This window comes from Streptosporangium amethystogenes, assembly GCF_000721075.1.
In the GTDB taxonomy this organism is placed as follows: Bacteria; Actinomycetota; Actinomycetes; order Streptosporangiales; family Streptosporangiaceae; genus Streptosporangium; species Streptosporangium amethystogenes.
In genome coordinates this window covers 291,803-298,044 of sequence record NZ_JOEQ01000015.1, presented here as the reverse complement: position 1 = coordinate 298,044, position 6,242 = coordinate 291,803, and the positions used below count along the sequence as shown (strand labels likewise).

General features: G+C 67.2%; 7 protein-coding genes. 4 read left to right on the top strand and 3 right to left on the bottom strand.

The annotated features are described in order from the left end of the window. Window positions 1-546: 546 nt before the first annotated feature. Window positions 547-1,560 (top strand): helix-turn-helix domain-containing protein, encoded by a 1,014-nt coding sequence (locus IG98_RS47205; RefSeq protein ID WP_051752695.1) that lies wholly within the window; start codon window positions 547-549, stop codon window positions 1,558-1,560. A 41-nt stretch (window positions 1,561-1,601) separates the two neighbouring features. On the opposite strand, the gene IG98_RS0123055 is transcribed toward IG98_RS47205, so the two are convergent. Further along, the gene (locus tag IG98_RS0123055) at window positions 1,602-2,657 is read right to left on the bottom strand and encodes a phosphotransferase (protein ID WP_211264061.1); all 1,056 of its coding nucleotides are present in this window, start codon (window positions 2,655-2,657) and stop codon (window positions 1,602-1,604) included. Window positions 2,658-3,013: 356 nt separating this feature from the next. On the opposite strand from IG98_RS0123055, the gene IG98_RS47200 reads away from it, so the two are divergent. Continuing rightward, a complete protein-coding gene (locus IG98_RS47200) occupies window positions 3,014-3,640 on the top strand; it encodes an ATP-binding protein (protein WP_051752693.1) in 627 nt (208 codons plus the stop codon). Window positions 3,641-3,818: 178 nt separating this feature from the next. Here IG98_RS47200 and IG98_RS0123045 read toward each other — a convergent pair whose 3' ends face one another. Both IG98_RS0123045 and IG98_RS0123040 read right to left on the bottom strand, forming a co-directional pair. After that, window positions 3,819-4,214 (bottom strand): hypothetical protein, encoded by a 396-nt coding sequence (locus tag IG98_RS0123045; RefSeq protein WP_030915719.1) that lies wholly within the window; start codon window positions 4,212-4,214, stop codon window positions 3,819-3,821. Beyond that, window positions 4,211-4,423, bottom strand: a complete 213-nt coding sequence (locus IG98_RS0123040; protein WP_211264060.1) for a hypothetical protein — start codon at window positions 4,421-4,423, stop codon at window positions 4,211-4,213. Before IG98_RS0123040 ends, IG98_RS0123045 begins: the two co-directional genes overlap by 4 nt. Window positions 4,424-4,971: 548 nt before the next feature. Here IG98_RS0123040 and IG98_RS0123035 point away from each other — a divergent pair. Next, entirely contained in the window at window positions 4,972-5,346 is a 375-nt protein-coding gene (locus tag IG98_RS0123035; protein WP_030915715.1) for a hypothetical protein, read from the top strand. A 9-nt stretch (window positions 5,347-5,355) separates the two neighbouring features. Then, a complete protein-coding gene (locus IG98_RS0123030; RefSeq protein WP_030915711.1) occupies window positions 5,356-6,240 on the top strand; it encodes a hypothetical protein in 885 nt (294 codons plus the stop codon). Window positions 6,241-6,242 lie beyond the last annotated feature (2 nt).

Sequence of the window (6,242 nt, the reverse complement as noted above, 5' to 3'; positions counted from 1 at the left end):
AACGACCACCAAACGACCACCCCAGCCACCCCTGCGGCTTCACCGGCACAGCGACCTCATATCGGCCGGCCACCACTCGCCAAGAACGGCCGCAGCCCCTACCGGCCCGGCTCCACGAGTAGACCGAACAACCCCACCCATGAAACGACGAACCTCAGCCGAACACCCCGCTCCAGCGCGGGCCGGCCAAGCGCTGGACGGCGGGTGCCGGATACAACACTCGGAGATGTTCCAAGAGCAGCGGAAACGTCGGAGTGCTGTGTGCTAAAAAAGGCGCGTCGGCCCAGCTCATTGGGGATTGCCGAAAAATCGGCGAGCCCGAACGACAAACCGTGCCACGATGCCCGGAAGGTCGCGAGCGAACCGGTCACCCGAAGAAAAAAGACGGCCCCAAGTCGGTGCTACCAACACCGTCTCAGGGCCTTGATCCATCCACCCTGCTTCACCAGGAGAAAGATCCGTGCTCGACTGTACCCGCGCGCCCGCGCCCATATCAAACACCCTCCCCCGCCAGGCGATCGTCTCCTCGGTCTCGGAGGGCGGACGATGAGCATCCGGCAGGCGAAGCCACCCTCCGACCGATTCACCCAGATATCCAACCTCTGGATCCGTGACCTGCGGCTGTCATGGAAGGCACGCGGCCTGCTGGCCTGGCTGACCTCACACGCGACCGGCTTCCGCGTCTCGGAGAAGACCATCGTCTGCGCCGCCCCCGACGGCCGAGACTCAGCCCGGACCGCCATCGGCGAACTGGAGACCTACGGCTACCTGGTGCGCGAACGCGAACGGGGCCGCGACGGCAGACTCGGCGACGTCACCTACATCATCTGCGACCCCTGGTCACCACGACTCACCCTCGACCAGCCCACGCCGGAAAACCCGCCCTTGGCCCCGACCAGCACGAACACCGTAAACCCCCAGGTCACGACCTACGACGGGAAAACCAACGCGGGGAAACCCACCCGCATAAGAAGACCAGCAAAGCAAGAAGACCAGAACCCCAAGAAGATCAACGAAAACCCACCTCTTCTCGCCGTAGGCGAGCCTACGGACCGTAAGGGGCCGGGCACCGCACCGACGCCTGCGGCGAACCCGGAAGAATTGTCCCGAATGGCCGCCGAACTCCTCGGCAAGCTGCCCGACCACTACCGCCGCGCCCCAGCCTGGCTACGCTCCCGGCTACTGAAAAGAATCGCCGAAGCCCTCACCCGGCACGCCCCACTGGCCATCGCCGACTACTGCGCCAAGTTCGTCGGCGACCCCACCTTCGGCGACTACGAGCATCTACGCCGCTTCGACGACGTACTCAGAAAGCTGGCCGCCGACATCACCGACGGCACCGCCTGCCCCGGCTGCGGACACGACCCCCGCCATCCGTTCTGCGACGCGCAGGTAAGAGATACCCCCGCCCGGCCAGGCCCCGTGGTTCCCCCGCATCCGCTCCGCGAAGCGAAAGCGGCGGGTACGGAAGCCCTACCCGGCTGGGGCCCATCCTCGGAGCCCTCGGCCGGCGTGGAAACGGGAGAACCCCTGGCATCAAGTCATACATTCGCCGCTTGAACGACCCGCGAAGGGACAGCGGTATAAAGACAGGACCGCGCCTACGGGTGCGTGGTGAACGCGGCCCGCACCTGGTCGCGGTGAGCGCTCCACCAATGCAGTAGCCGCTCGCCCGACACCCACAGCCGATCAGGCCCGTGATCATTCTTGTCGTAGTGCCACTGCAACTGCCAGAAGTCGGTCATGCGCTTCCACCACAGCCGCTCGACGCCATCCTCCAGATCCTCATCGGCGATGGACACCACGCTCCGGTACCCGGCGGTGAACGCCGACACCCGCTCCAGGTCCAATCGGCCGTCGTCGACGGTGAACTGCACCTGGACGGTACGGACGACCTCCTCGGCGTAAGGGCGAACGGCAAGCCGGTCCCAGTCGAGCACCGCCGTGACCCTCCCGGCCTCCCACAGCACGTTGAGCGGCTGGAAGTCGCCGTGGGTCCAACCCAACGGCCCCCGTGGTACCTCGTCCACAGGCCGTTGCGCGGCATGAGCGGCGATCAGCGCCTTGCGTCGCTCCAGCGCCTCGGCTGCGGCAATGTCGAACGGCTCCGGCACCTCCAGTCCGACGATCGCACACAGAAACCGGTCGGCTTCGGCTGTTGCGGCCTCCGGCCGGGTCACCTTCGCTCGGGGTCGCTCGACTACCGGTTCCAAACCCGTGCCGGGCGCGGCCAACTCACGGTGGATCCGCCCGAGGAGCGCCCCGAGCTCGGCTGCTTCTCCCACGTCCAGCTCGGTGCCGGCGCGGTGACTTCCCACAGCCCAGGGCAGCAGGCAATAGCTGCGGCCGTCGATCTCGGCCACGGTGTCCGCGGACGCGGTGAGGTGCGGGGCACAGACCGGTAAGCCGCCGGCCGCGAGCGCCTGGAGGACGTTGAGGCTCCGGCGGGCTTTCGGCACCGGTACATCGGCGATCTCTTTGAGGGCGAACACGCCCTCCGAGGTCTCCAGGCACCAGTTGCGGTTCATCATCCCCGAGGGCAGAAACATCACCCGGTGGGCTTGCCCCAGGCCGAACGCCTTCACGACCTGTTCGAGCTCGCTGCCGGTGATCCTTCCCTGTACGAGCACCTGTCCCTGCACGGCCTCATCAGTCACGCCCAGGAGGCTACGGCATCATCATGAGATCGTCCGGCCCGTTCCCCCAGCTACGGCTCGTGCACCATCAGCTCAGCGGAGGTGCGCCGGGCACATGCGACGCGGTGACATCAGCGCCGGCGACAACAGCCATCCCCTTGGCCTCGTAGACGCGGAAGGCCCGTCACCCACGCCGGCCGGGAAGCTCCACAGTGGACTCATCGTGATACCGAAGGCCTCGGGAAACGACCAGGTGCCGACCAGCGCGGCCATGATCTTTGGCCGTCGTACCAAACGAGGGCGGGACGGATTCCACCTCCCGCCCTCCGTCGTGTTCTCTACCGCTCACGGTCATCAACAATGAACGGAGCGTGCCCATGCAGCCATTCGGCGGCCTCCCCCTAAGTGCCGGCGGCCACCCCGCCAAAAACCCGGCCTCATCGGCGGACCACGAATACGGCGGCGGAGACCTCCACGCGCTGGTGAAAGTCCTGCGGCCCGGCTCCGCCTCGCGCCGCGCCCGCGCCGTCGTCCGGGAGGTGCTCCAGAACGCCGACCTGCCCGGCGACGACATCGACTCCGCCGAACTCATCGTGGCCGAACTCGCCGCCAACGCCGAAAAACACGCCCGCCCGCCGTACGAACTACGGATCCACCACCTGGACGGCGTCCCCACCTGGTGCGAGATCGTCGACAGCGACCCCGACCCGCACGAGATCATCATCATCCTCAACCTGCTGAACTCGGTGACCGAGATCGGCCTGCCACTCCTCGCCGAGAACGGCCGCGGCCTGCTGCTGGCCCACCGGCTCTCACACGGCCACTGTCACGTCTACGCCACCACGATCCACACCACCGCCACCCCCGGCAAGGCCGTCGCCTTCGCCCTGCCCACCCCCACGGGCACCCGCCTGACCTTCCCACCCCTCCCCGACCTCCGCCCCGGCCTGGCCCGCCTGCGCGAGTGGACCGACCACCACCCGACTCCAACCGAGACCGGTTGAACGCCCCGGTCGATCTCGACCCACCTCTCCCAGCACCGGCCGGGCAGCGGGCGCCGTTGCTGAAAATCTCCTGGACACCGGCGAGCCAGGTGACCCGGAACCCGCTCTCCCGGCGTCCTTCCCGTCATCCTGTCGAACACCGGAAGGCATCCGTCGGTTCTGGCTCGTGAGTGTCGATCTAACCGGCGAGGAGCTTGCTGACCGCCTGGTGGGACACGCCGAGTAGCAAGCCGATGTCCCGATGGGGAAGCCCCTGCTCGTGCAGACGGCGCGCGGCCTCGCGTGAACGACTGACCGCGTCGTCACGCAACCGGTCCGCCTCCCGGCGGATCTCCCTGGTCCGCGCGACCTCCGCGGCGAGTTCCTCCCCCAGGACGGGAACCACCGTGATCTGCCAAGCGGTCACGGCCGGGTCGTCGACGTCGAAGCGAAGGGCCAGTAGATCGCGTACCGTCTCCTCGGCCTGATCGAGCCGCCGCACCTGAGTATGCGCCGGACGCCGCAACCCCGGCCCTTCGATCTCCAGCGCCCACCAGCCACCGGACCGCTGGGCCGTGACCCGGAACTCGTTCACCTGGCCTCCTCCTCGTCATCCTTGCTCATGTCCTGGTGAGCTTCGGCGAGTAGTGTGTCCCACTCCTTGAGAATGCCCTTGGCCGTCAACTCGTTGACTTCAGCATGACGCGGCACGATGACCGCATCTCCTCGGACATACCACTTGTCATGACTGCCACCATGCACATCGGGCGTCTTCGAGAACTCGAAGCCGTACCGCTTGGCCACGCGAGCCATCCGGCTAAGCAGCTCGTTCCGTTTCACTCAGCATAGTCAAAGCGGTTGCCAGCATCAAGGCAACCAGCTTGCCTAAGCATCCAGCCAGATCCCAAATACTACGGATCCGGCGTTCGGCGGGCTCGGGAAGTTTGGGTTGCTCGCCCTTGAGCTTGCCGTTCTTCTTGGCCGGGACCCGTCCCAGCCGATCGGCCAGTCCGCCGACGACCTGGTGGCACTGCTCGACACGCAGGCGCCGGCGCCTTGTCCTTGATCGCTCATCGAGCGGCCGAATTCGTACGCGTACCGTCACTCGATCGCGATCAGTCCCGGACATAGCCCTCTATCGCCATCCGTGGATGTCTCACACACTTTATGCCTGAGCCATACGCATTTGGCCGTTGGCAGTAGGAACCTACGGATTGAAAGCGTCAGATAATGCCGCGACTTACTTCTTTGTATCACTATGTCCGTAAATGTCACCTTTAAAATATCCAATAACGTCGCCCCACCCGGTTATGATCTTTCTCGTAGTCGAGGGTCGCATCGGGAAGGTAACCGTGACGGTTGAGCCTGACCAGGAGGCGCTGGCCGTGTTCTGCGCCGCCCTGCCGCAATTACGCATACTGCTGCGCGGCCCCGCGTCGAGCGAGCGCCGCGCGGTCGTGGCGCGGACGTTGCAGGCCGCCCGTCGCGGCGAGCCGATCGACCGGTTCCTGCCTCAGTTGGGCATCGGGGCCGGACCTGAGCCGGAAGAGCGCGGATCCAACCGCTCCACGCTGCCCACGCCGCTGGACTCCGAGCGAAGCCTGGTCGTCGGCGGCTACGTGTGCCCCATGGGCACCTGCGCCCGCGTCGAACGCCGCGAAGCCGACGCCGAACTGCCCAACTGCGAGATCCACGAGCAGGCCCTGCGTTTCTCGGCCGGGGACTGAGATCGCGGCATGACGGGCTTTCTCGCCGAACTCGGCAAAAAGGTCGCGGAGCGGTGGGTCGCGCTGCTCGTACTGCCCGGACTGGTGTTCACGGCCGTCGCCACGACGGCGGTGGTGCTCGGGCACCGGAGTTGGGCGGACCCCGGACTGCTGTGGCGCAAGTCGATCGAGTTCACCGCGTTGCTCGGCGACCGGCAGCAGTCCGACCTGGCACGGACCATGGTGCTGCTGGCCGCCCTGCTCGCCGTGTCAGCGGCGGCCGGATTCGTCGCGCGAGCGCTCGGCACGCCCGTCGAGCACCTGCTGACCGGGCGGTGGCCGGTCTTCGCGCGCCCGCTGGCGAGGGCGCTCACCGAGCGGCGGAAGCGGGCCTGGAACAAGCTCAGGCAGGAGTACCGGGACGCCAAGGAGGAGGGTGAGCACGGCCGCCTCGGTGAACTCGCCGAGGCCAGGAACGCGGTCGCGCTCACCGAGCCACGCCGGCCGACCTGGATCGGCGACCGGTTGCACGCCCCCGCGACGAGGGTGCGCAAGCAGTATGGCGTGGACCTGGCCGCCGCTTGGCCGCGACTGTGGCTGCTGCTGCCCGACTCGGCGCGCGAGCCGCTCACGGAGAGCAGGCAGCGTTTCGACGAGGCGACCGCCCTGGGCGGGTGGGCCGCGCTGTATGCCGCACTCGGCATGGTGTGGTGGCCGAGCGTGATCGTCGGGCTGTGCACCGGGCTCGTCGCGTGGCGGCGGGCGAGGGTGGCCGCCGAGGTGTACACCGAACTGGTCGAGGCCACCGTGGATGTCTACCTGGACGACCTGCTGGAGCGGTTCGACGACGAGACCCGGCCGATCCGGCCGGGACGCGGAAAGACGGTCAGCGAGAGGTTCAGAAAGGCCACCTGATT

Excerpts from the sequence above, each read along its gene's own strand:
- IG98_RS47205 (WP_051752695.1), top strand. The coding sequence starts at position 547 with ATGAGCATCCGGCAGGCGAAGCCACCCTCCGACCGATTCACCCAGATA.
- IG98_RS0123030 (WP_030915711.1), top strand. The coding sequence starts at position 5,356 with ATGACGGGCTTTCTCGCCGAACTCGGCAAAAAGGTCGCGGAGCGGTGG.
- IG98_RS47200 (WP_051752693.1), top strand. The coding sequence starts at position 3,014 with ATGCAGCCATTCGGCGGCCTCCCCCTAAGTGCCGGCGGCCACCCCGCC.